Below are 20,216 nucleotides of genomic sequence, written 5' to 3'. Positions count from 1 at the left end.
GGCGTGCTCGCGAAGTAGTTGCACCCCTCGTTCCAGGCCTAGGGTGTCCACGCCCCGTCGTTGGTACGAACTACGCCGGCTCTCATGGCCCCGGGCATAGATCTCGGAGGACAATCCCGGCTCCTCCCATACGACATGCTCGGCGCCGTCGATGAGGGCGGTCAGGGCAGCCTTCGAGGCTTCCTCGTCGCCCGCCAGTTGCCGCTCTCACACCAGCTGCGCGGGTTCGTTTCCCGGTGCTGCGAGCTGATCGCCGTGACATGGCATGACCGGCCTGACCGCGGGTCAACTCCGTTGCCGGCGGGCACTTCTATCCTCTCCGGATGGACAGGATGGAGAACGCGGCGGCGGTCATCGGGGGCAGGGCCTGGTCGTTCCTGGTCGCCGGGGACGAACGGCAGTTCCAGGGAAACGACGGCTACGAGGACGTGGTGGAGGAGTCCTACGGCTACGACTCGACGGTCGGGAATCATCAGCAGGTCGAACAGGGCGATCTCGTTGTGGTGCGCAACGGGCGTGAGGCTCTGGGCATCGGCTACATCGAGGAACTGGAGGTGTTTCACGACCGCCCGAAGGACCGAAGGCGTTGTCCGGTCTGCAGGAGCACGAGCTTCAAGGAGCGGACGAGGGACCTTCCGCGCTACAAGTGCAGCCCGTGCCAGACCGCTTTCGATCACCCTCGGGTGGAGTCGATTCGGGTGACGGAGTACCGGGCTCACTACGGGGGAACCTGGCAGCCGCTCGAGGGATGTCTGGGGAAGGCACAGTTGTCGGAGTTGAGCCTGAGCAATTCCGCTCAGCAGTCGATCAGGGCGATGGACCGCGCGAAGACCGTGGCGGCCGTCGTGTCCCGGGGGGTCCGGCTCCCGGATCGGGAGGGGCGACGGCATCGCCCCTTCGTGCTGCCCGGAGGTCACACGCGGGCGGACGTGGCCGTGCGGCGGGGGCAGGACGCCTTCCGGCGGGCCTTGATCCGCCGGTACGGGCTGATCTGCGCCATGACCGGACCTGCACCCGCGGAGGTGCTGGAGGCGGCGCACTTGCGTCCCTTCGCGGAGACCGCACGACACCGCGTCGAGGAAGGGCTGCTGCTGCGCTCGGACATCCATCGACTCTTCGACAGCGGGTTGTTGGCCATTCGACCGGACGACCTCGTGATACACGTCGCGCCGAGCCTGGCCGGCTACCACTCCTATCCCGATCTGAACGGCTTGCCGCTGCGGATCCCCGCGGGGATCGGGCTCGATCGCGATGTGATCGGCTCCCACTATTCCGCGACGGTCGCCACCTGGTGACGTGCTGGGCGTCGGTCGTGCGGTGTGCGACGGACGGGCCGGGCGCACCGTGGTGGGCTCGGCTCGTCGATTGCTGCGGGTTGCGAGGCGCGCTCAGAGTTTGATGCCGGCGATCGTGTCCGCCAGGGAGTTGAGGAAGCGGTTGACGTCCGGGGCGATGGAGCTGGACGCCAGGAAGAAGCCGAAGAGGACCGCGATGATCGCGGGACCGGCCTTGATGTGCTTGCCGCGGATCAGGATCACCAGGATGATCGCCAACAGAACCACCACTGACAGCGAAATGGCCACTACTGATCACACCTTCGGTCGTCCCCTGGTCGGCCTGGGGCCCATGCCCCCACATGCACCATCCTCCCACCAACCGGGCCTGACTATCCGTCCCGTGACGAATAGGCATGGTGACTTTGCCGTCAACGGGATGTGAGGGGCGTGTGTTTCGGGCGCGGCGCGGGGGTCATGGGGTGGTGAGGCCGAGGAGGGAGCGCACGTGCGCGTACTTGGCGGACAGGCGCTCGCGCGTGGGGGTGTCGAGTATCGACAGGCGTACCGGGTCGGCGTTGTGCGCCAGGTCGGCCTCCTTGACCAGGAGGGCGCCCGGGGTCGCGAGGATGCGGGCCGCGTACCCCTCGACCGGTTCGCCCGGGATCTTGGTGAGGGCGAGGACCATGTCCTTGACGGGGGTGGGCAGAGCGGCCGATTCGAGCCAGTCCGGGGTGAGGGCGTCGTCCTCGATCGCGTCGTGGAGCCAGGCCGCCGCCTGTTGTTCGGCGGTGCCTCCGCGCAGGCGGACGCCTTCGGCGACGGCCGCGAGGTGCTCGGCGTAGGGGCGGCCGGCTTTGTCGGTCTGGCCCTCGTGCGCCGCGCGGGCGAGGGCCTCGACCTCGATGAGGGTCAGGGCGCGATCCGTCATGTGAGCTCCCTTGCTGCCTTGCGGAGAGCCTGCGCGGCCCGGTGTACGTCCGCCTGGGTGGTACGCCAGTTGGAGAACGCGGCGCGCAGGGCGGGGGTTCCCGCGTAGACGGTGGGGGTGAGGAAGACGTCCGCCCGGACGGCTTCGCGCAGGGCCGTCAGGCGGGCCGCGGTGGGGGTCTCGGCGAGGGTGAGGCAGACGACGTTGAGGCGGACCGGGGCCAGGATCCGGAAGGCGGGGTCCGCGGAGAGTTCCTCGGCCAGGGAGCGGGCGCAGGCGATGTCGCGTTCGACGATCTCCCGGTGGCCCTCACGGCCGTACGCGTGGAGCGTGAACCAGGCGGCGAGGGCGCGCAGTCGGTGGGAGTTCTCCGGGGTGAGGTGGACCAGGTCGGGGTGGTCGCCGAGGGGCCCGAGGTAGGCGGCGGCGTTCTGGAAGACGCGGGCCTGGAGGTCGCGGCGGCGGGTGAACTGGACGGCGCTGTCGTAGGGGACGTTCAGCCATTTGTGCAGGTCGACGCAGACCGAGTCGGAGGCGTCGAGTCCGTCGACGAGGTGGGCGTGTGCCGGGGAGAGCGCGGCGAAGGCGCCGAAGGCGGCGTCGGTGTGGAGCCAGAAGTCGTGGCGTTCGCGCAGGGCGGCGATGGCGCGGAGGTCGTCGAAGTCGACGGTGTTGACGGTACCGGCGTTGGCGACGACGACGGCCGGGCCGGGGGTGTCCGCGAGGGCCCGGTCGAGGGCGGCGGGGTCGACGGCCTCGCGGCCCGGGAGGGTGGGGACGGGTACCAGGGCGTTGCGGCCGAGGCCGAGGACGGAGAGGGCCTTGGCGATGGAGGAGTGCGGGGCGCCGGAGAGGACGCGGACGGGGCCGAGCGCCGCAGCGCCGTCCTCGGACACGGAGATGCCGCGCCGCTCGCCGAGCCATTCGCGGGCGATGGCGAGGCCGGTGGTGTTGGACATGGTCGCGCCGCTGAGGAAGGTGCCGGTGTGGGCCTCGGACAGGCCGAAGAGGTCGCGGAGCCAGGAGACGGTCTCGCGTTCGAGGTCTTGGCCGGCGCCGTCGAGGGCGGAGTTGGAGTTCTGGTCGTGGGCGGCGGTCAGCCAGTCGCCGGCGAGGGCGGCGGGGGTGGCGCCGCCGGTGACGAAGCCGAGGTAGCGGGGGCCCGCGGAGGCCGACAGGAGGGGGGCCCAGCGGCGTTGGAAGGCGTCCAGGGCGGCGGAGGCGCCGGCGCCGTGAACGGGGAGCGGTTCGGGGCGCGGTTCCGCGGTGGGGCGCAGGGGTACGACGGGACGCGTGTCCAGGCCGGCGAGGGTCTCGACGGCCGCCCGGCGGGTGGCGTCGAGGAGGTCGGGGAGGCGGGCGAGGTCGGCGGCGAGGGTGTGGTGCATGGGGGCACGGTAGGTCTTCGCGGGTTTGCGGGGGCGGGCCAATCGGGTGGCAGTGGCCCGCGGTGATCCTGCGGACCGGGCCCCCGGCTGGACCCCGAGCCGGGCCCCGGGCCGGGCCCCGGGCCGGGTCCCCGGCTGGACCCCGAGCTGGGCCCCGGGCAGGGTCGCGGGCCGGGTCGCGGGCAGGGTCGCGGGCAGAGCCCCGGGCTGGGTCGCGGGCAGGGTCGCGGGCCGGGTCGCGGGCAGGGTCCCGGGCAGGGCCCCGGGCCGGGCCCCGGGCCGGGTCGCGGGCAGGGCCCCGGGCCGGGTCGCGGGCCGGGTCGCGGGCAGGGCCCCGGGCCGGGCCCCGGGCCGGGTCGCGGGCAGGGCCCCGGGCCGGGCCCCGGGCCGGGTCGCGGGCAGGGCCCCGAGCGAGCCCCCGGCCAGCCCCCGGACCGGGCCCCCGGCCGGACCCCGGCGCCAGGGATCACGTCCGGGTACGGACCCTCGCGGGACCGGGCGGGTCGGCGGAAGGCAGCGGCGGGCAGGGCAGCGAGGGGCAGAGGCAGCGGCGGGCAGGGCAGCGGGGGGCAGGGCGTAGCGGGGAACCCACCGGCTCACATGGAGCGGCGGATCAGCAGCAGGGCCCGGTCGTCGTTGACGTCCTTGGCGACCTTCTCGATGAGGTGCCAGGCGGCGCCCTCCCAGCCCGCGGCGACGTAGCGGTCGGCTTCGCCGGTGAGGCGGTCGATGCCCTCGCTGATGTCGCGGTCGGCGGTCTCGACGAGGCCGTCGGTGAAGAGCATCAGGACGTCGCCGCGCCGCAGGTTGCCGCGGGCGGGCTCGAACTCGGCCCCGTCGTAGACGCCGAGGAGCGGGCCCTCGCCGGAGACCTCCTGCCAGCGGCCGGTGCCGGCGGAGAGTTGGAGGGCGGGGAGGTGGCCGGCGGAGAGCAGTTCGTAGTCGCCGCTCTTCAGGTCCAGGACGAGGTGGATGGAGGTGGCGAAGCCCTCCTCCCAGTCCTGGCGCAGGAGGTAGCCGTTGGCGGCGGGCAGGAAGCCGTGCGGCGGGAGGGCGCCCAGCAGGCCGCCGAACGCGCCGGACAGCAGCAGTGCGCGGGAGCCCGCCTCCATGCCCTTGCCGGAGACGTCGGTCAGGACGATCTCCAGGGTGCGGCCGCCGTTGGTGCGGGCGGCGACGACGAAGTCGCCGGAGAAGGACTGGCCGCCGGCCGGGCGCAGGGCCATCTCGCGGTGCCAGCCGGGGGGCAGGGAGGGCAGTTTGCTCTGGACCCGGATCCGTTCGCGCAGGTCGAAGAGCATGGTGCCGCCGCGTCGCCAGGGCACGCCGACGCGGCTGCGGAACTGGGCGATGACCAGCCCGAAGAACCCGCAGGCGGCGACGACGAGGACGGTGCCCGGGGTGACCCGGGCGGGGCCCTGGGTGTACGGGCCGAGGACCAGGGCCTCGACGATCAGGGCGGCCGCGGAGGCGGCGTAGAGCGCGAGCAGGCTGGCGGGTCTGAGCAGCAGGCCGCCGGCCACGATGGGCAGGACCAGTGCGGCCGGCGAAAACCAGACGGGCATCATCAGCGTGCCGCACGCTGTCGCGGGAATGGTCAGGAGCAGGCCGCCGAAGGCGAGCCAGTCCGAGCCGTCGCCGCGGAAATAGTCGACCGCCGATTTGCGCAGGGCGGTACGGGCCCGGTGCCACAGCATGCGTGTCCGGGCCATGAGCGTCTCCACACGTGCTCCGGCCATTGCATCGGGACCCTATCCATCCTGGCTGTGCGTGCGCAGGGGTACCCCCGGACCTGAGGTCCCCCGCCGCTCGAAATCATTTCGACTGGGGCGGAATGCCCTGGTAAGGATGGTCGGATGGCTCTTGAGACGCGCGTATTGAAGGCTGATGAGTGGGATGCCTGGTACGACCACTTGGAACTGGCGTTCGGCGGTGTGCCCGACTCGTCGACGGAACGGGAACTGTACAAGTCTCTGACGGAGCCCGAGCGTTCGCTCGGCGTCTGGGACGGCGGGACCTGCGTGGGTTCGGCCGGCGCCTTCAGTTTCCGGCTCTCCGTCCCCGGCGGCGCGGTGGTGCCGGCGGCGGGGGTGACCATGGTCGGTGTGGCGCCGACGCACCGTCGGCGCGGGGTGTTGACGTCGATGATGCGCCGCCAATTGGACGACGTCCGGGCGGGTGGCGAGGCCCTCGCCGTGCTGACGGCCTCGGAACCGGCGATCTACGGACGCTTCGGCTACGGCACCGGTGCGTACGCCTTGGCCGTCGACATCGACACGGTCCGGGTACGACTCACGGTGCCGCCGGGCACGGACGAGGTCGTGCTGCGGCTGGTGGACCCGGAGAAGGCGCTGCCCGACTGCGAACGGGTGTACGCCGAGCTGGTTCCCCGGCGGCCCGGGATGCCGGCCCGGCAGCCGGGCTGGGAGCGGCAGGCGCTGCTGGACCCGGAGAGCCTGCGGGGCGGTGGGTCACCGCTGAAGTGCGTGGTGGCGGAGCGGCCGGACGGGGAGGTGGTCGGGTACGCCCGCTATCGGGTGAAGCCCGACTGGGAGTTGACCGGCGCCGAGGGCCGGGTCGATCTGGCCGACCTGGACGCGCTGGATCCGGCGGCCACGGCCGCGCTGTGGCGCTACCTCTTCGAGATCGACCTGACCTCTTCCGTACGGGCGACCAGGCGGCCGGTGGACGATCCGGTGCTGCACCTGGTCAGTGACATCCGGCGGTCCCGGCCGTTCCCGCGCGACGCGCTGCACGTGCGGCTCGTGGACGTCCCCGCGGCGCTGGAGGCGCGGGCGTACGGGGCGCCGCTGGACGTGGTCCTGGAGGTGGAGGACGCGTTCTGCCCGTGGAACGAGGGGCGGTGGCGGCTGACGGTCGACGAGAAGGGCGGCGCGTCCTGCGTGCGGACGGCCGAGCCGGCCGAGTTGGAACTGTCCGTCCGGGAACTGGGGTCCGCCTACCTGGGCGGGATCACCCTCGGCTCGCTGGCCGCCGCCGGGCGGGTCCGCGAGCTGCGCCCGGGGGCCCTGACCGAGGCCTCGCGCGCCTTCCGGGGCGATGTGGCCCCCTGGCTGCCGCACGGGTTCTGACGCGGGACGGTTCCGGGAGGCGCACGGGTCCGGGAGGCGGCGCCGGGTGCTAGCGGGTTTGGCAGTCGGGGCACCAGAAGAGGTTGCGGGCGGCGAGATCGGCGGTGCGGATCTCGCCCCCGCAGAGGTGACAGGGCATGTTCGCCCTCCGGTAGACGTACACCTCCCCGCCGTGGTCGTCCACCCTGGGCGGGCGTCCCATGGCCTCGGGCAGGTGTTCGTCGCGGACGGTGTCGATCCGGTTGTTCCGTACGCCTTCGCGCATCAACAGGACCAGGTCGGCCCAGATCGCGTCCCATTCGCGGCGGGTGAGGTCCCTGCCGAGGCGGTAGGGGTCGATCCCGTGCCGGAAGAGGACCTCCGCGCGGTAGACGTTGCCGACGCCCGCGATCACCTTCTGGTCCATGAGCAGGGCCGCGACGGTGGTGCGGGAGCGGGAGATCCGGGCCCAGGCCCGGTCCGGGTCGTCGGCCGGGCGCAGCGGGTCGGGGCCGAGCCGGTCGTGTATCGCCTTCTTCTCGCCGTCGCCGATCATCGCGCAGGCGGTGGGGCCGCGCAGGTCGGCCCAGTGGTCCGCGTTCAGCAGGCGCAGCCGCACGGTGTCCGTGGCGGGCGGGGCCGGGGCGGGGCCGAGGCCGAGCTTGCCGAAGAGGCCGAGGTGGATGTGGATCCAGGCGTCCCCGAGCTCCAGGAAGAGGTGCTTGCCGTGTGCCTCGGCGCTCTCCAGTTCGCGGCCGTCGAGCAGCGCGGCGCTCTCGGCGAACCGGCCCTGCGGGCTGGTGACCCGGACCGGGCGGCCGGCGAACCGCTCGGTGTGTTCCTGGGCGAGGCGGTGGATCGTATGCCCCTCGGGCACGGCGCTGCTCCTTGAGACACGAGGACGGGACGGCACGACGGCGGGACGGCACGACGGCGGGACGTCACGACGGCGGGACGTCACGACGGGCCGGACGACACGACGGCCGGACGGCCGGGCCGCACCGCGGTGACCGCGCGCGGCCGGGCCACGACACGAAACCGCCGTGCCACCGGGATTCCCGGCGGCACGGCGGAGGGGTGTCAGGCCTGCGGGTGGTGGGCCGGGATCGGGGGGAGCTCGCCGGTCAGCTCGTAGGCGGAGAGCATGTCGATGCGGCGGGTGTGGCGCTCCTCGCCGGAGTACGGGGTCGCCAGGAAGGCCTCGATGAAGCTGACGGCCTCGTCCTGCGTGTGCATCCGACCGCCGACGGAGATCACGTTGGCGTTGTTGTGCTCGCGGCCGAGCTTGGCGGTCTCCACGCTCCAGGCGAGGATCGCGCGGACGCCCTTGACCTTGTTCGCGGCGATCTGCTCGCCGTTGCCGGAACCGCCGATCACGATGCCGAGGCTCTCGCCGTCCTGGGCGGTCCGCTCCGCGGCCCGCAGGCAGAAGGGCGGGTAGTCGTCCACCGCGTCGTAGATGTGGGGCCCGCAGTCGACGGGCTCGTGGCCGTTGTTCTTGAGCCAGTCCACCAGGTGGTTCTTGAGCTCAAAGCCGGCATGGTCGGATCCGAGGTACACGCGCATGGGTCGAGTGTGGCACGTGCCGGACCCGCGGCCCGCAGTGGGTGTCGCGTAAATCACTTCTCAACCTCAAATAAACCCAAAGAACCCAGACAGGGCGGGTCGGGACCTTGGTCCCGGACCTAGTGCCCAAGGCAACCATCGGAAGAAACTCTTCCGTATTGGAGGTAACTCAGGTTTGAATGCCGGGGCTCGCAACCCGAGAACCTAAGGAATCGTCCATGAGCTCCACGACGACCCTTCAGAAGGCAGGCGACCCCTCCGGCACCCCCGGCGACGCCAAGCCCTCCGACGGTCTGAAGGCCGGTCTCAAGAACCGCCACCTGTCCATGATCGCCATTGGCGGCGTCATCGGCGCCGGTCTTTTCGTCGGCTCCGGCGGCGGCATCGCCAAGGCCGGTCCCGCCATCCTCGTCTCGTACGCACTCGTCGGCGCCATGGTCGTCTTCGTGATGCGGATGCTCGGCGAGATGGCCGCCGCCAGCCCGAACTCGGGCTCGTTCTCCGCTTACGCCGACCGCGCGCTCGGTCGCTGGGCCGGCTTCTCCATCGGCTGGCTGTACTGGTTCTTCTGGGTCGTCGTGCTGGCCGTGGAGGCCACCGCCGGCGCGGTGATCCTCGAAGGCTGGGTCCCGGCCGTCCCGCAGTGGGCCTGGGCGCTGATCGTGATGGCGGTCCTTACCGTCACCAACCTCGGCTCTGTCGCCTCGTACGGCGAGTTCGAGTTCTGGTTCGCCGGCATCAAGGTCGTCGCCATCGGCGCGTTCGTGATCATCGGCATGCTGGCCGTCTTCGGCGTGCTGCCGGGCTCGGACAACCCCGGCGCCGGATTCGCGCACCTCACCGACGCGGGCGGATTCATGCCCAACGGCTGGGGCTCGATCCTCACCGGTGTGTTGATGGTCGTCTTCTCCTTCATGGGCAGCGAGATCGTCACCCTGGCCGCCGGCGAGTCCGAGGACCCGCGCCGCGCGGTCACCAAGGCCACCAACTCGGTGATCTGGCGCATCGGCATCTTCTACCTGGGTTCGATCTTCATCGTCCTGACCCTGCTGCCGTGGAACGACAAGTCGATCGTCGACAAGGGCTCCTACGTGGCCGCCCTGGACTCCATCGGCATCGCGCACGCCGGCCAGATCATGAACGTGATCGTCCTGACCGCCGTGCTGTCCTGCCTGAACTCGGGCCTGTACACCGCCTCCCGCATGGCGTTCTCGCTGGGCGAGCGCGGTGACGCCCCGAAGGCCTTCGCCAAGGTCAACAAGAGGGGCGTCCCGACGGCCGCGATCCTGGGCTCCGTGGTGTTCGGCTTCGTCGCCGTCTACTTCAACTACGCCTTCAAGGACACGGTCTTCAGCTTCCTGCTGAACTCCTCGGGTGCCATCGCCCTCTTCGTGTGGCTGGTCATCTGCCTGACCCAGCTGCGGATGCGCAAGATCCTGGAGCGCGAGGCCCCGGAGAAGCTCGCCGTCAAGATGTGGCTCTTCCCGTACCTCACCTGGGCCACCGCCGGGATGATCACCTTCGTCCTGGCCTACATGGTCTACGACAAGGACAACCGCCAGGTCGTCCTGCTCTCCCTGCTGGTGGCGGCCGTGGTGCTGGCCATCGGCGTGGTGCGCGACATGCGCCGCAAGGCCGCCGCGCGCGTCTGAGCACGCGATCGCCCGTGAACGACAGCAGCCCCCGGACCGCCGCTCGCGGTCCGGGGGCTGCGTCGTGCCCTGCGGGGGCCGCGTCGTGGTCTCCGGGGGCTGCGTCGTGGTCGACGCGTACGGGATCAGCCGCGGCGGCCGACCAGCTTCCAGGCGGCCGGCAGGACGCCCATGGCCAGCGCGGCCTTGAGCGCGTCGCCGAGCAGGAACGGGGTCAGGCCCGCCGCCACGGCCGCGCCGAAGGACATCCCGGTGGACAGCGCCAGGTAGGGCACGCCGACGGCGTAGACGAGCGCGGAGCCGAGCACCATCGTGCCCGCCGTACGGGCGACCGAGCGGTCGGCGCCGCGCCGCGCGAGGGCGCCGACGACGGTGGCGGCGAGCAGCATGCCGAGCACGTAGCCGAAGGAGGCGCCGCCGGCCCCGGAGGTGCCGCCCGCGAACCACGGCACGCCCGCCATTCCCACGAGCGCGTACACGGCCAGCGCGAGGAAGCCGCGGCGGGCACCGAACGCGGTGCCGACCAGCAGGGCCGCGAAGGTCTGGCCGGTGACCGGGACCGGGGAGCCGGGGACGGGAACGGCGATCTGCGCGGCGATGCCGGTGAGCGCGGCGCCGCCGACGACGAGCGCGATGTCACGGACGCGGCTCGCGGGCAGCAGGTCGGCGAGGACGGCGCCGGGCCGGAAGGAGACGGAAGCGGTGCTCATCGGGAGGCTCCGGGGGTGGTGGTGACGGGACGATCACCGACGTTAGTCCGGTGCAGGGCTCCGCCCCACCGCCGGCCGGGACAAAGCCGTACTCCCCGGTTTGGTGGGGAGTACACAAAGAGCCCGGATCACACCCCAGTTGAAGTGATCCGCGTCACGAGCAACTACAGCCCGCACGTCCGTTTTGCGCGGATGGACGGCCTCCAGCGAGACTGTAGGTTCCCTCCAACCAGTCGCGGAGCCCCCACCGCCGCCAGGCCGAACGAGAGTACGAGCACTCCTCATGCGCGACCTCCTGCCCGACCCGCCCGCCACCTCGGGTGAGCTCCTTTCCGAACCCCTCAGCCACAGCCTGAAGCAGCGCCACCTGACCATGCTGGGCCTCGGCGGCGTCATCGGCGCCGGGCTCTTCGTCGGCTCCGGCGCCGGCATCGGCATCGCCGGCCCCGCGATCATCTGCTCGTACCTGCTCGCGGGCGTCCTCGCGATGCTCGTGATGCGGATGCTCGGCGAGATGTCGGCCGCGATGCCCGCCTCCGGATCGTTCTCCGTGTACGCGGAGAAGGCGCTGGGGCGGTGGGCCGGCTTCTCCGCCGGCTGGCTGTACTGGTTCCTGCTGGTCGTGGTGCTCGCCGTGGAGGCGACCGGCGCCGCGAAGATCGCGAACGGCTGGGTGCCGTCGGTCGACCAGTGGATCTGGGTGTTGATCTTCATGGTGGTCTTCACCGTGAGCAACCTGGCCGCCGTGAAGAACTTCGGCGAGTTCGAGTTCTGGTTCGCCGCGCTGAAGGTCGGCGCGATCGTCCTCTTCCTGATCCTGGGCACCCTCGCCATCCTCGGCCTGCTGCCCGACACGGACCCGATCGGCGCGGCCAACCTGACGGGCCACGGCGGCTTCTTCCCCGAGGGGATGGGCGGCGTGGTCGCCGGCATGCTCGCCGTCGTCTTCGCCTTCGGCGGCCTGGAGGTCGTCACCATCGCGGCGGCCGAGTCCGACGACCCGGCCCGTTCGGTCGCCCGTGCGGTGCGCAGCGCGGTGTGGCGCATCCTCTTCTTCTACGTCGGCTCGATGGTGGTCATCGTGACCCTGCTGCCGTGGGACTCGCTGGAGCCGGGGCAGAGCCCGTACGTGGCCGTGCTGGACTCCATCGGCATCCCGGCGGCCGGTCAGATCATGAACATCGTGGTCTTCGTGGCGCTGCTCTCGGCCTTGAACGCCAACCTGTACGGGTCCTCGCGGATGGTGTTCTCGCTGGCCGAGCGGGGCGAGGCGCCCAGGGGGCTGCTGCGGGTCTCGGGCGGCGGGGTGCCGCGGCGGGCGGTGTTCGCCTCGGTGGCGTTCGGGTTCGTCTCGGTGGTGCTGAACCTGCTGTGGCCGGACACGGTCTTCCTCTACATGCTCAACGCGGTCGGCGCGGTGCTGCTGTTCGTGTGGGCGCTGATCGCGGTCTCGCAGTTGCGGCTGCGGCGCGTGCTGGAGCGGGAGATGCCGGAGCGGCTGACGCTTCGGATGTGGCTGTTCCCGTACCTGACGTGGGCGGCGCTGGTCGGGATGGCCGTGGTGCTGGTCCTGATGCTGTTCGACGACTCGGCGCGGCCGCAGTTGCTGTGGTCCACCGGCGCGGCGGCGGCGGTGCTGGTCGTGGCGGGGGTGCGGGAGTTGAGGGCCCGGCGGGCCTGAACCCCCTGGTCGCACGCGGAAGAGGCCCGGGACGGGTGTCCCGGGCCTCTTCCGTCTCCGTCCCCGCCTCCGCGCGGGAACGATCACGTCCGGTGAGGCGAGTGTCCGGATGCTGGACGGCGAACGTCCGGTTATCGGACGATCGGCAGACTGGCCCCCATCCCGTCCCCGCACCGGACAAGGCACCACCCCCATGAGCCAGAGCACCCTGAACCCGTCCGACCGGCAGTCGCCGCCGACCGAACCGGGACCCTCCCCCCTCGGCAACGGCCTCAAGCAGCGCCACCTCTCGATGATCGCCCTCGGCGGGGTCATCGGCGCCGGGCTCTTCGTGGGCTCCGGGGCCGGCATCGCGGCCGCGGGTCCGTCGATCGTGATCGCGTACGCCGCGTCCGGGATCCTCGTGATGTTCGTGATGCGGATGCTCGGCGAGATGTCCGCCGCCAACCCCGCCTCCGGCTCCTTCTCCGTGCACGCCGACCGCGCCATCGGCCCGTGGGCCGGGTTCACGGCCGGCTGGATGTTCTGGACGCTGCTGTGCGTGGGCGTGGCCATCGAGGCGATCGGCGCCGCGCACATCATGACGGGCTGGTTCCCCGGCACCCCCTCGTGGGTGTGGGTGCTGGCGTTCATGGCGCTCTTCTGCGGATCCAACCTGGCGGCGGTCTCCCACTTCGGCGAGTTCGAGTTCTGGTTCGCCGCCCTCAAGATCGGGGCGATCGCGCTGTTCCTGGGCCTGGGCGTGCTCGCCGTCATGGGCCTGCTGCCCGGGACCTCCTCCCCCGGCTCCGCGAACCTGCTCCACGACGGCGGCTTCCTGCCCAACGGCATGGACGGCCTGCTGGTCGGCCTGCTCGCCTCGGTCGTCGCGTACGGCGGCCTGGAGACGGTGACCATCGCGGCGGCCGAGTCGGAGAACCCCGTCAAGGGGGTGGCCAGGGCCGTGAAGACCACCATGTGGCGGATCGCGATCGTCTACGTCGGCTCGATGCTGGTCATCGTCACCCTGCTGCCGTGGAACGACCCGGCGGTGGCCGAGGACGGCCCGTACGCCGCGACCCTGGACCACCTGGGCATCCCCGCGGCCGGCGAGATCATGAACGTGGTCATCCTGATCGCCCTGCTCTCCGCGATGAACGCCAACATCTACGGCTCCTCGCGCATGGCCTACTCGCTGGTCGCCCGGGGGCAGGGCCCCAAGGCGCTGGGCAAGGTCTCCGGCGGCGTGCCGCGGCGCGCGGTGCTCGCCTCCTCGGGCTTCGGCTTCGTCACCGTGCTGCTGTCGTACTGGTACCCGGACACCCTGTTCGCCTGGCTGCTCAACATGGTCGGCGGCGTGATCCTGGTCGTCTGGGGCTTCATCGCCGTCTCCCAGTTCGTGCTGCGCCGCAGGCTGGAGCGCAAGGCGCCCGAGAAGCTGGTCGTGCGGATGTGGGGCTTCCCGTACCTGACGTGGGTGGCGCTGGCCGGGGTCGTCGGCGTGCTGGCGCTGATGGTCAGGGGTGACGACACCCGGGTCCAGGTCCTCTTCACCGGTGGACTGACCGTCGCGCTCGCGGTCACCGGATATGTGACGCAGCGTCGGGCGCGGTCCCGCGACACGGCCTGACCCCCCGCCACCTCCCCGCCCCACCGCGGTTCCACCGCTGCTCCACCCCCGTTCCACCCCTGCTCGAAGGCCGGGTCCATGCGATCGCGTGGACCCGGCCTTCGGCGTTCCGGCGGCCTTGACAAGAGAGGCAACCCTTACTCGTCGCCAGGAATAGATACTGCTAGCGTGCAGTTGCGCATTGATTGCAATAACTGTCGCACCATGAGCGGTTGGCACGCTGAGGGGACCGGATACACGCATGGCCATCTACACGCTTCCTGAGCTTCCGTACGACTACGCGGCGCTGGAGCCGGTGATCAATCCGCAGATCATCGAGCTGCACCACGACAAGCACCACGCGGCCTACGTCACCGGGGCCAACAACACGCTGGAGCAGCTGGCGGAGGCGCGCGACAAGGAGAACTGGGGCGCGCTGAACGGGCTGGAGAAGAACCTCGCGTTCCACCTCTCCGGCCACATCCTGCACAGCATCTACTGGCACAACATGGCCAGCCCGAAGACCGGCGAGGGCGGCGGCGAGCCGACCGCGGCCGACGGCCTGGGCGACCTGACCGACGCGATCACCGAGTCGTTCGGCTCCTTCGCGAAGTTCAAGAAGCAGCTGACCTTCGCCGCGTCCGCCACGCAGGGCTCCGGCTGGGGCGTGTTGGCGTACGAGCCCATCAGCGGCCGGCTGATCGTGGAGCAGGTCTACGACCACCAGGGCAACGTCGGCCAGGCCTCCGTGCCGGTCCTCGTCTTCGACGCCTGGGAGCACGCCTTCTACCTTCAGTACAAGAACCAGAAGGTGGACTTCATCGAGGCCATGTGGAACGTCGTCAACTGGCAGGACGTCTCGAAGCGTTACGCCGACGCCAAGGCCAACACCCCGCTGCTGATCCCCGCCAAGGGCTGATCGGCGCCACCGTCCCGTCCGCCTCGTGATCGTCTTCTCAACCTTCGCGTGCGGGCGTGCCCAAGGGAAAGCCCCCGCGAGGACGTGACTCGCGGGGGCTTTCCGTGGTCCCGGGCCGGCGGACCGGCCCGGGAACCGCTCTCGGGACTACTCGAAGGACGGGCCCTTGTCGCGGGTCCGCTTGATCTCGAAGAAGCCCGGGGTGGAGGCGACGAGCAGGGTGCCGTCCCACAGTCGGGCGGCGTCCTCGCCGCGCGGGGCGGGCGTGACGACGGGGCCGAAGAAGGCGACGTCCTTGCCGTTGTCGCCGGGCACGGAGATCACCGGGGTGCCGACCTCCTGGCCCACCCGGTTGATGCCCTCGTTGTGCGACTCGCGCAGGGCCTCGTCGTACTCGTCGGAGGTTCCGTACGCGGCCAGCTCCACCGGGAGACCGACCTCGGCCAGCGCCTCGGCGATCACCTCGGGGGTGTTGCCGCGGCCCTCGTTGTGGATGCGGGTGCCGAGCGCCGTGTAGAGCTTGCCGGTCAGCTCGGAGCCGTGCTTCTGCTGCGCCGCTATGACCACGCGGACCGGGATCCAGGCCTCGGGGCCGAGGAGCTTGCGGTAGGACTCGGGCAGCTCGTCCAGCTTGTTCTCGTTGAGCACGCCGAGGCTCATCACGTGCCAGCGGACCTCGACGTCGCGCACCTTCTCGACTTCGAGCATCCAGCGGGACGTCATCCAGGCCCAGGGGCAGAGCGGGTCGAACCAGAAATCGACCGGGGTCTTCTCGCGCACCTGCGTGTCGGGCATGTCTCTCCTCAGGTCACATAAGGCGTCTCTGGTGGTCATGTTCCCCCTCCCCAACCAGCCCGGGTCCCCCCGCATTCCCCCCGTGCGAGGATTCGACGGAACACGACGATCACGCACGAAGGAGTGCACGTGCCCGGAGAGAATCTGTCCCGTGACGAGGCCCGCGAACGGGCCGAGCTGCTGTCCGTCGACGGGTACGAGGTGGTCCTGGACCTGAGGTCCGCGGTGGACGAGGCCGAGCCGGCCGAGGGCCCCCGGACCTTCCGCTCGGTGACGACGATCCGCTTCCGGGCCGCCACCGGCTCCACCACGTTCGCGGACCTGATCGCCCCCTCGGTGAACGCCGTGACCCTGAACGGGACGGAGCTGGACACCGCCGCCGTCTTCGACGGCTCCCGGATCGCCCTGGAGTCACTGGCGGCCGAGAACGTCCTGGTCGTGGACGCGAACTGCGCCTACAGCCGGACCGGCGAGGGCATGCACCGCTTCGTCGACCCGGAGGACGGCGAGGTCTACCTGTACACCCAGTACGAGCCGGCGGACGCCCGGCGGGTGTACGCGAACTTCGAGCAGCCCGACCTGAAGGCCCCGTACCGCTTCGAGGTGACCGCGCCCGAGGGCTGGCAGGTGTGGAGCAACGGCGTCGAGGAGTCCCGCGAGGGGCAGACCCGACGGTTCGCCGAGACCGCGCCGATCTCCACCTACATCACCTGCGTGGTGGCCGGTCCGTACCACTACGTGACGGACACCTACACGCGCGGGGAGCTGACGATCCCGCTCGGCGCGATGTGCCGCAAGGGGCTGGCGAAGCACTTCGACGCGGACGACGTCTTCCTGGTCACCAAGCAGGGTTTCGACCTCTTCCACGAGCTGTTCGACTACCCGTACCCCTTCGGGAAGTACGACCAGGCCTTCGTGCCCGAGTACAACCTCGGCGCCATGGAGAACCCGGGAATGGTGACCTTCCGGGAGGAGTACATCTTCCGCGGGAAGGTCACGCAGGCCTCGTACGAGCGCCGCGCGAACGTCATCCTGCACGAGATGGCGCACATGTGGTTCGGCGACCTCGTCACGATGAAGTGGTGGGACGACCTGTGGCTCAAGGAGTCCTTCGCGGACTTCATGGGCTCCTTCGCGCTCGTCGAGGCCACCCGCTTCGACCAGGCGTGGGTCACCTTCGCCAACAACCGCAAGGCGTGGGCCTACCGGGCCGACCAGTTGCCGTCCACGCACCCGATCACGGCCGACATCCGTGACCTGGAGGACGCGAAGCTGAACTTCGACGGGATCACCTACGCCAAGGGCGCGGCGGTCCTCAAGCAGCTCGTGGCGTACGTGGGCCGGGAGGCGTTCCTGGAGGGCGCGCGGCGCTACTTCAAGGCGCACGCGTACGGCAACACCACCCTGGACGACCTGCTTTCGGTGCTCGGGGAGGTCTCCGGGCGGGACATGGCCGAATGGTCGCGGGCCTGGCTGCAGACGGCCGGCGTGAACGCGCTGACGCCGGTGGTGACCCACGACGCGGGCGGCCGGATCACCGAACTCGCGGTGGTGCAGGAGGGCGACGAGCTCAGGCCGCACCGGGTCGCGGTGGGTCTGTACCGGATCGAGGACGGCGCCCTGGTGCGCTTCGCGCGGGCCGAGACGGACGTGGCGGGCGCGCGGACGGCCGTGACCGAACTCGCCGGGCTGGAGCGGGCCGACCTGGTGCTCGTCAACGACGAGGACCTCACCTACTGCAAGATCCGCTTCGACGAACGTTCGCTGTCCACCCTGCGCTCGCACCTGGGCGGCCTGACCGACCCGCTGGCGCGGGCGCTGTGCTGGTCGGCGCTGTGGAACCTGACCCGCGACGGGCTGATGCCGGCCCGGGACTTCGTGTCCCTGGTGCTGGCGCACGCGGGGCGCGAGACGGACGTCGGCGTGCTCCAGCAGCTGCACGCGCAGGCGCTGTCGGCGGTCGCCCACTACGCGGCGGCGGACTGGCGCGAGCAGGGCGGCCGGGTGCTGTCGGCGGTCGCGCTCCAGGAGCTGCGGATGGCCGAGCCCGGCTCGGAGTCGCAGTTGACGTGGGCCCGGTTCTTCGCGGCGAGCGCGGCGACCGAGGGCGACTTCCAGTTGCTGCTGGGGCTGATGGACGGTTCGGCGCGGATCGACGGGCTGGACGTGGACCAGGAGCTGCGCTGGGACTTCCTCCTCCCGCTGGCCGCGCACGGGGCGGTGGACGAGGCGGCCCTGACCGCGGAACTCGCCCGCGACGACACGGCGTCGGGCAAGCGGCACCAGGTCCGGTGCCTGGCGGCGCGCCCCTCGGCCGCGGTCAAGGACCAGGCGTGGGCCGCGATCGTGGAATCGGACGTGTTGTCGAACGCGCTGGTCGAGGCGACCATCTCGGGCACCCAACAGTCCTCGCAGCGAGGGCTGCTGGCCCCGTACGTGGGTCGCTACTTCGAGGCCATCGAGCGGGTGTGGGCCGACCGGTCGATCCAGATCGGCATGCACGTGGTGAAGGGCATGTACCCGTCCCTCCAGGACTCGCAGAGCACGGTCGACGCCACCGACGCGTGGCTGGCCGCGCACGAGTCGGCCTCGCCGGCGCTGCGCCGACTGGTGCTGGAGTCCCGCGACGACCTGGCCCGGGCCCTGCGCGCCCAGGCCTGCGACGCGGCGGCGGCGACCGCCTAGCCCGACCGGGCCGGCCGGGCCGGCCGGGCCCCATGGGCCGCCCGGCCCGTCGTGGCCCGCCCGGCCCGTCGTGTCCCGGCTCCCGCGCCCGCCTCGTACGCGAGGCGGGCGCGGGGTTGTCGGCGTCGGTGGCCTCGGGCCGGCGGGACGGGTCCGCGCAGGTGAACGGCCCCGGACGAACGGCGCTATCGGCACTCGAACGCCCGTACTTTAGTGCAGGGTTGTCCCGATTTGTCGACGGAACTGTAACAGGGGTTAGCGGGCCCCCGCCGTGCGGGAATCTCCGCCACATGAACCACAACACACCCCTCCCCCTCGCCCACCTCACCGGCAGCCGCCCCCGCGTGCTCACCCTCGCGCAGCTCCGCGAGCACGGCATCAGCGCCTCCGACGCCGCCGGGCGGTCCTGGCGGCAGATCCTGCCGGGGGTGTTCCTGCTCCACCCCGGCGCCGCGTCCAGCGAGGAGCGGCTGCAGGCGGCGCTGCTGTACGCGGGTCGGCGAGGCGCCGGCGAGGCCATGATCACCGGGATGGCGGCCCTGGCCCTGTACCGGTTCACCTCCGCTCCCCCGCTGGCCGGACTCCCGCACATCGACGTGCTCGTGCCCGGCACCCGCCGGCTGCGTTCCACCGGTGACGTGCGGATCCTGCGGACCCACACCCCGCCCCGGTCCCAGGAGGTGGCCGGCCTCCCCCTGGCCCCGGTCGCCCGGGCCGTCGCCGACGCCGTCGCCCGCATCACGGACGCCGGGGTCGTGCGCCGCCTGCTGAGCGAGGCGGTGCGCGGCGGGCACTGCGAACCGGCCGCCGTCGTCCGGGAGCTGACCGTGGCCCGGCTGCTGAACCGGCCCCACGTCGTCGACGCCGTCGAGTCCCTGCTCGCCGAGGGGCGGGCCATCGCCGAGGACCGGCTGTACCAACTGGTCCGGGGCCACGACCTCCCCGAGCCCGTCTGGAACGTGGACCTGCGACTGCCCGGTGGCCCGCACCTCGGCGGGGTCGACGCCTACTGGCCCGAGCAGGCCGTCGCCATCGAGATCGACACCCGCGCCCCGCGTCAGGACGAGGACGAGGAGTGGGCGGAGTGCGTCCGCAAGCGCGAGACGCTGGAGCGGCTCGGGGTGACCGTCCTGCACCTCACCCCCCGCAAGCTCCGCGACTGGCCCGAGCAGCAGGCCTCGGTGGTACGGACGGCCCTGACGGCGTCCGGGGACCGCGAACCCGCGGCCTACCTGGTCGTCCTTCCCCGGTGAGCCCCGAGCGCCGGAGTCCGGGCGCCCGGGCCTCGGCCGTCCGAACCCCGGCCGCGGAGCCACCGCCCGGGCCGACCGGTCACGTACCCTCGCAGGGTTGGCGACGGCGGCGGGAGGCGGGGGCATGACGGCACGGACCGGCGCGGACCCGCGCCCACTGACCGGCGAGCCGCTCTCCCTGGACCTGCTGAACACCCGCTGGGTCCAGGACGGGGAACCCGCGGACCTCTTCGCGGGCGCCGCCGGACTGTCCCGGGTCCAGGGGCTCGCGCTCTGGCTGGAGAGCGCCGGCCTGGCCGACCGCTTCCGGGCCGACGCCGCGACCCTCGTCCACCTGCTGACCGCCCGCGAGGCCCTGGCGCGGGCCGTCGCGGACCCGGCCGACGAGAGCGCGCGGGCCCTGCTCGACGCCGTGCTGGAGCACGGTCGGATCCGGGTCACCTTCACCGCCGAAGGCGCGGGCGAGCGCGCCGAGTTCGCCGATCCGACCTGGGGTCCGGCCTGGACCGCGGCCCGCGGCCACCTGGACCTGCTGGGCACGAGCCCGGACCGGATCCGCGTGTGCGCCTCGCCGACGTGCGGACTGCACTTCCACGACGTCTCGCGCGAGGGCACCCGACGGTGGTGCGGGGCGGCCTGCGGCGACCGCGACGGGGCCCCGCGCCACAACGCGCGCACGCGCGAGCGCTGAACGCTCGAAAGT

Annotated in this window: 17 protein-coding genes; 9 read left to right on the top strand and 8 right to left on the bottom strand. The window is 71.7% G+C overall.

Annotated features, from left to right (window positions below; genetic code table 11):
• Nucleotides 1-323: 323 nt before the first annotated feature.
• Nucleotides 324-1,295: an HNH endonuclease gene (locus ACIRO3_RS10205; RefSeq protein WP_404134593.1), complete on the top strand. Its 972-nt coding sequence runs from the start codon at nt 324-326 to the stop codon at nt 1,293-1,295.
• 93 nt (nt 1,296-1,388) lie between these two features.
• Here ACIRO3_RS10205 and ACIRO3_RS10200 read toward each other — a convergent pair whose 3' ends face one another.
• From ACIRO3_RS10200 to ACIRO3_RS10185, 4 genes are all read right to left on the bottom strand, one after another.
• Nucleotides 1,389-1,583: a hypothetical protein gene (locus ACIRO3_RS10200; RefSeq protein WP_053674919.1), complete on the bottom strand. Its 195-nt coding sequence runs from the start codon at nt 1,581-1,583 to the stop codon at nt 1,389-1,391.
• A 166-nt stretch (nt 1,584-1,749) separates the two neighbouring features.
• Complete coding sequence (locus ACIRO3_RS10195) at nt 1,750-2,205, bottom strand: HD domain-containing protein (protein WP_361774350.1); 456 nt, start codon at nt 2,203-2,205, stop codon at nt 1,750-1,752.
• Entirely contained in the window at nt 2,202-3,593 is a 1,392-nt protein-coding gene (locus ACIRO3_RS10190; RefSeq protein WP_404134590.1) for a pyridoxal phosphate-dependent decarboxylase family protein, read from the bottom strand. The genes ACIRO3_RS10195 and ACIRO3_RS10190 overlap by 4 nt, the downstream gene beginning before the upstream one ends.
• 596 nt (nt 3,594-4,189) lie before the next feature.
• On the bottom strand, nt 4,190-5,305 hold the full coding sequence (locus ACIRO3_RS10185) for a PP2C family protein-serine/threonine phosphatase (RefSeq protein WP_404134587.1): 1,116 nt from the start codon (nt 5,303-5,305) through the stop codon (nt 4,190-4,192).
• A 144-nt stretch (nt 5,306-5,449) separates the two neighbouring features.
• Between ACIRO3_RS10185 and ACIRO3_RS10180 the strand changes: the two genes are divergently transcribed.
• The gene (locus ACIRO3_RS10180) at nt 5,450-6,685 is read left to right on the top strand and encodes a GNAT family N-acetyltransferase (RefSeq protein WP_366150336.1); all 1,236 of its coding nucleotides are present in this window, start codon (nt 5,450-5,452) and stop codon (nt 6,683-6,685) included.
• 49 nt (nt 6,686-6,734) lie between these two features.
• Here ACIRO3_RS10180 and ACIRO3_RS10175 read toward each other — a convergent pair whose 3' ends face one another.
• Both ACIRO3_RS10175 and ACIRO3_RS10170 read right to left on the bottom strand, forming a co-directional pair.
• Nucleotides 6,735-7,541, bottom strand: a complete 807-nt coding sequence (locus tag ACIRO3_RS10175; protein WP_365997844.1) for a DNA-formamidopyrimidine glycosylase family protein — start codon at nt 7,539-7,541, stop codon at nt 6,735-6,737.
• A 203-nt stretch (nt 7,542-7,744) separates the two neighbouring features.
• On the bottom strand, nt 7,745-8,230 hold the full coding sequence (locus ACIRO3_RS10170; RefSeq protein WP_365997843.1) for a ribose-5-phosphate isomerase: 486 nt from the start codon (nt 8,228-8,230) through the stop codon (nt 7,745-7,747).
• Between the two features lie 218 nt (nt 8,231-8,448).
• Here ACIRO3_RS10170 and ACIRO3_RS10165 point away from each other — a divergent pair, with 218 nt between their 5' ends.
• The gene (locus ACIRO3_RS10165; RefSeq protein WP_361774368.1) at nt 8,449-9,882 is read left to right on the top strand and encodes an amino acid permease; all 1,434 of its coding nucleotides are present in this window, start codon (nt 8,449-8,451) and stop codon (nt 9,880-9,882) included.
• A gap of 125 nt (nt 9,883-10,007) precedes the next feature.
• On the opposite strand, the gene ACIRO3_RS10160 is transcribed toward ACIRO3_RS10165, so the two are convergent.
• Nucleotides 10,008-10,592, bottom strand: coding sequence for a biotin transporter BioY (locus tag ACIRO3_RS10160; protein ID WP_404134583.1), 585 nt, complete (start codon nt 10,590-10,592; stop codon nt 10,008-10,010).
• 283 nt (nt 10,593-10,875) lie between these two features.
• On the opposite strand from ACIRO3_RS10160, the gene ACIRO3_RS10155 reads away from it, so the two are divergent.
• The 3 genes from ACIRO3_RS10155 (at nt 10,876) to ACIRO3_RS10145 (ending at nt 14,780) form a co-directional block, all read left to right on the top strand.
• Nucleotides 10,876-12,273, top strand: coding sequence for an amino acid permease (locus tag ACIRO3_RS10155; RefSeq protein ID WP_404134581.1), 1,398 nt, complete (start codon nt 10,876-10,878; stop codon nt 12,271-12,273).
• Nucleotides 12,274-12,466: 193 nt separating this feature from the next.
• Complete coding sequence (locus ACIRO3_RS10150) at nt 12,467-13,882, top strand: amino acid permease (protein WP_404134578.1); 1,416 nt, start codon at nt 12,467-12,469, stop codon at nt 13,880-13,882.
• 241 nt (nt 13,883-14,123) lie between these two features.
• Nucleotides 14,124-14,780: a superoxide dismutase gene (locus tag ACIRO3_RS10145; RefSeq protein ID WP_053674894.1), complete on the top strand. Its 657-nt coding sequence runs from the start codon at nt 14,124-14,126 to the stop codon at nt 14,778-14,780.
• Between the two features lie 147 nt (nt 14,781-14,927).
• Here the strand turns inward: ACIRO3_RS10145 and ACIRO3_RS10140 are convergent, their stop codons facing one another.
• A complete protein-coding gene (locus ACIRO3_RS10140; RefSeq protein WP_053674892.1) occupies nt 14,928-15,575 on the bottom strand; it encodes a DsbA family protein in 648 nt (215 codons plus the stop codon).
• Nucleotides 15,576-15,704: 129 nt separating this feature from the next.
• On the opposite strand from ACIRO3_RS10140, the gene pepN reads away from it, so the two are divergent.
• The 3 genes from pepN to ACIRO3_RS10125 all read left to right on the top strand — a co-directional run bounded on the left by pepN (nt 15,705) and on the right by ACIRO3_RS10125 (nt 20,204).
• Nucleotides 15,705-18,260, top strand: coding sequence for an aminopeptidase N (gene pepN, locus ACIRO3_RS10135; RefSeq protein WP_404134575.1), 2,556 nt, complete (start codon nt 15,705-15,707; stop codon nt 18,258-18,260).
• A 290-nt stretch (nt 18,261-18,550) separates the two neighbouring features.
• Entirely contained in the window at nt 18,551-19,513 is a 963-nt protein-coding gene (locus ACIRO3_RS10130; RefSeq protein WP_404134572.1) for a hypothetical protein, read from the top strand.
• Between the two features lie 124 nt (nt 19,514-19,637).
• Nucleotides 19,638-20,204: a CGNR zinc finger domain-containing protein gene (locus tag ACIRO3_RS10125; RefSeq protein ID WP_404134569.1), complete on the top strand. Its 567-nt coding sequence runs from the start codon at nt 19,638-19,640 to the stop codon at nt 20,202-20,204.
• Nucleotides 20,205-20,216: the final 12 nt, after the last annotated feature.

Source organism: Streptomyces sp. NPDC102278 (assembly GCF_044766345.1).
In the GTDB taxonomy this organism is placed as follows: Bacteria; Actinomycetota; Actinomycetes; order Streptomycetales; family Streptomycetaceae; genus Streptomyces.
Note: the sequence above shows the minus strand (reverse complement) of the source record. Positions and strands in the feature narration are given on the sequence as shown.

Bases quoted from the DNA above. Each gene is read 5' to 3' on its own strand.
- ACIRO3_RS10140 (WP_053674892.1), bottom strand. From the start codon at position 15,575: ATGCCCGACACGCAGGTGCGCGAGAAGACCCCGGTCGATTTCTGGTTC.
- ACIRO3_RS10125 (WP_404134569.1), top strand. From the start codon at position 19,638: ATGACGGCACGGACCGGCGCGGACCCGCGCCCACTGACCGGCGAGCCG.
- ACIRO3_RS10150 (WP_404134578.1), top strand. From the start codon at position 12,467: ATGAGCCAGAGCACCCTGAACCCGTCCGACCGGCAGTCGCCGCCGACC.
- ACIRO3_RS10155 (WP_404134581.1), top strand. From the start codon at position 10,876: ATGCGCGACCTCCTGCCCGACCCGCCCGCCACCTCGGGTGAGCTCCTT.
- ACIRO3_RS10185 (WP_404134587.1), bottom strand. From the start codon at position 5,305: ATGGCCCGGACACGCATGCTGTGGCACCGGGCCCGTACCGCCCTGCGC.
- ACIRO3_RS10190 (WP_404134590.1), bottom strand. From the start codon at position 3,593: ATGCACCACACCCTCGCCGCCGACCTCGCCCGCCTCCCCGACCTCCTC.
- ACIRO3_RS10160 (WP_404134583.1), bottom strand. From the start codon at position 10,592: ATGAGCACCGCTTCCGTCTCCTTCCGGCCCGGCGCCGTCCTCGCCGAC.
- ACIRO3_RS10170 (WP_365997843.1), bottom strand. From the start codon at position 8,230: ATGCGCGTGTACCTCGGATCCGACCATGCCGGCTTTGAGCTCAAGAAC.
- ACIRO3_RS10195 (WP_361774350.1), bottom strand. From the start codon at position 2,205: ATGACGGATCGCGCCCTGACCCTCATCGAGGTCGAGGCCCTCGCCCGC.
- ACIRO3_RS10165 (WP_361774368.1), top strand. From the start codon at position 8,449: ATGAGCTCCACGACGACCCTTCAGAAGGCAGGCGACCCCTCCGGCACC.
- ACIRO3_RS10130 (WP_404134572.1), top strand. From the start codon at position 18,551: ATGAACCACAACACACCCCTCCCCCTCGCCCACCTCACCGGCAGCCGC.
- ACIRO3_RS10145 (WP_053674894.1), top strand. From the start codon at position 14,124: ATGGCCATCTACACGCTTCCTGAGCTTCCGTACGACTACGCGGCGCTG.
- ACIRO3_RS10205 (WP_404134593.1), top strand. From the start codon at position 324: ATGGACAGGATGGAGAACGCGGCGGCGGTCATCGGGGGCAGGGCCTGG.
- ACIRO3_RS10180 (WP_366150336.1), top strand. From the start codon at position 5,450: ATGGCTCTTGAGACGCGCGTATTGAAGGCTGATGAGTGGGATGCCTGG.